The organism is Psychrobacter sp. FME13 (assembly GCF_014861395.1).
Taxonomy (GTDB): domain Bacteria; phylum Pseudomonadota; class Gammaproteobacteria; order Pseudomonadales; family Moraxellaceae; genus Psychrobacter.
In genome coordinates, this window is record NZ_RRYV01000246.1 from 1 (window position 1) to 2,620 (window position 2,620).

The 2,620-nt window shown below is 39.7% G+C and carries 1 protein-coding gene and 1 pseudogene; both read right to left on the minus strand.

Going from position 1 to position 2,620, the window contains the following annotated elements:
- Positions 1-258: 258 nt before the first annotated feature.
- On the minus strand, positions 259-684 hold the full coding sequence (locus tag EI164_RS15550; RefSeq protein WP_192520878.1) for a hypothetical protein: 426 nt from the start codon (positions 682-684) through the stop codon (positions 259-261).
- A gap of 12 nt (positions 685-696) precedes the next feature.
- A pseudogene (locus EI164_RS15555) lies at positions 697-2,620 on the minus strand (hypothetical protein); the annotation flags it as partial.

Consider the following 2,620-nt stretch of genomic DNA (forward strand, 5'->3'; position numbering starts at 1 on the left):
TAGCAGTATGCGTCAGTGCCGTTTGAGCACTACTATCATCAGTTTGCTGCTTGCCAATAGTGAAACCCATTCCGCCGCTTGTGCCAAACAGCCCTGATTTTTTGGTTTGACTAAATGAGCTTTCGCTTGAGGTGTTCTCAGCGGATAAGATATTGACATCACCACCAGCGGTCAGACCAGTGTCTGTATCACTGATAGCGTTGGTGGCTCAATCAAGCAAGTCAGCCTCGATAAAGTCGAAGCAGTTCAGCATATTGGTTATTCATTATCACTAAACTTCACATAATCATTAACTCTATTGCCTTTTAAACTTTCTAGTATTTGCTCTATACTATTTTTATCATATTGATTTCCATACTTATTCTGTTTCTTTATATGATTAATAAACTCTTTTGGTAATAATACTTTGTAGTTTTTCACCAAATGAGGAATCATCATAGTCCATACATACGAACCATCAGTAAAAACTTTAGTTGGTACAGAAACTTTATGGTCACAGATATCTTTTTCACTTGATAAAAACTCAATTACTTTTATACCGTTTATTAAATATTCATAGATAATGTTAGCGTTAGTATCAGATAATTGATTCACTTTAGTTTTGACGCTTGGGAATCCTTCTGGTTGTGCTTTAGAAGAGTTGACGCTATACACCATTTCTAAAAAAGGGGCCACTTTTTTCATATACTTCTCCTACTATTCTGGTTCAAAAATTTTCCATTCTGGCTTAATATCATCTCGTTCAAAGTAGTAATCTTCATCTTGAACCCACGAATTTGTATCTTTATTCCAAGCTACTGGACGAGTAGGTGCTAAAACACGAGCACCTAATTCGTTGGCTAATTCCTGTGCAGTGCCGCTTGAACCACTCCAGCATGAACCGAAACATACAGGATCACCTATTTTATAATCAGGGTTACTTCTTACCGCTGCAGATACTTGCTCTATACTAATTGGTATACTCTGCATCTCAACATCTCTTCCACCATTAACTTTGACTGTTGAAGTTGAAGATATTACTGGAGTACCACCAAATTCATCGTACTCAAGCTGACCGTGAACGATAACGTTATGTCCGTTGCCAGTATTCGCTGCATTCTCATAGTTTCTTATAGTATTGCCATCGTCTCCTATTGCAGTGCTATTAGTACCATGACGAACTGTAGTGCCGCTTTCTGTAAAGCTGTCCATGAAAAATATTTTAGGTCTTGCCGCTTGAGCTGCTAGTGTGCTGGCCGTACCAAATCCAGATAAACCAACACCAATACCTAGTTCAGTAGAACTTTGTGCATCATTTCTAGCAACGTCAAGCCCTTTACCTTGCATAATAGCTAGATTATCTTCAAGACCTATATAGGTAAAATCCTCGTAGGCTTGTTTGGCTTTTTCTGGAACACTTGGTATAGCTTTAATAGCACTTTCTATACTATTAAACCCATCAATCACAGTACCATATGGATCTTGAAGTTTATCAATGCCTTCTTTAGCCAACTCCCATGGTGCTAATATCAAGTTACCTGCACCTTGATTTGAGCCTTCAGCTTTAGCATTTTGAACTTCAGCAGCTGTTTCAGGCGTTCTACCATAAGTATAAGGATTTTGTAGAGCTAAGTTATCTAATACAAATTGTACTGAATCAGCATCAGTTAACATTTCATCTAGGTACAGTCTAGAATCTGTATATGATTTTGGGTCATCATTTCTGAAAGATCCAGATAACACGCCTCCATCAACTACAATTCCATGATCATTATTAAGTCTATTATATCTTTCAACCAAAGAAATATTATAAGCTTGAACGCCATTTCTTTCCTGTAAAAACTTATTGGCATCATCAAACTGCATAATCTCATTTAGGCTTAGATTATCATTGTATGCGTTGTACCAATCTTCATCTAGATTGTAGACAGCGGCTCTAGCCAATATCTTTAAGGCTTCCTCTTTTGTAATTCCTTTTTCTTTTGCATAGTCTTCTGCATGTAGTTTTAAAAGTTTAATTTGATCAGGATGCAACTGTCTATTATTAGCATCCACATTAGTCGCCGTCACCGTACTTGACGTATCAAGTCCAGAAGCACTACCTGCGACTAGTAGCGCAAGACTCACCACACCGCTTGCCGTCCCTTTAGCGATACTCTCACTCATACCGCTTGCAATCAGTGACTCTGCTATCTTATCTTGCAAGTTATTAAGCGTTGGAGCAGCGGCAGCTACGCCACCTGTGGATAATGCACCCTCAACACTGCCCGTACCCAATGCACCAAGTGCTGTATGAGCAGCAATGCGATAAACGCCACCTTCATCCCATTTGACAATAGCGGCACGTTTTTCATCAATACTTAAATCAGGATTAGCTTTTATAGCATCAATTTGATTTTGTGAGAACTCAGCCACTGCTTTAGGAGCTTCTTTACCAAAATCCTGCGTAATCTGCGTCTGCGCCCCAAGCTCCTCATTCACTCGGTTGGCATCAAACACATTCTCAAGCGCACCCGCATACTCAGCACGGTTGTCAGTCGTGATATCACTGTTTCCAGCAACACCCGTAATACCTGCACGAGTCACACTGCTATCACTGTCACTATCTGTGCCGTAGCCAATGCCGTTCATGGTGGCTTGT

Excerpts from the sequence above, each read along its gene's own strand:
- EI164_RS15550 (WP_192520878.1), bottom strand. The coding sequence starts at position 684 with ATGAAAAAAGTGGCCCCTTTTTTAGAAATGGTGTATAGCGTCAACTCT.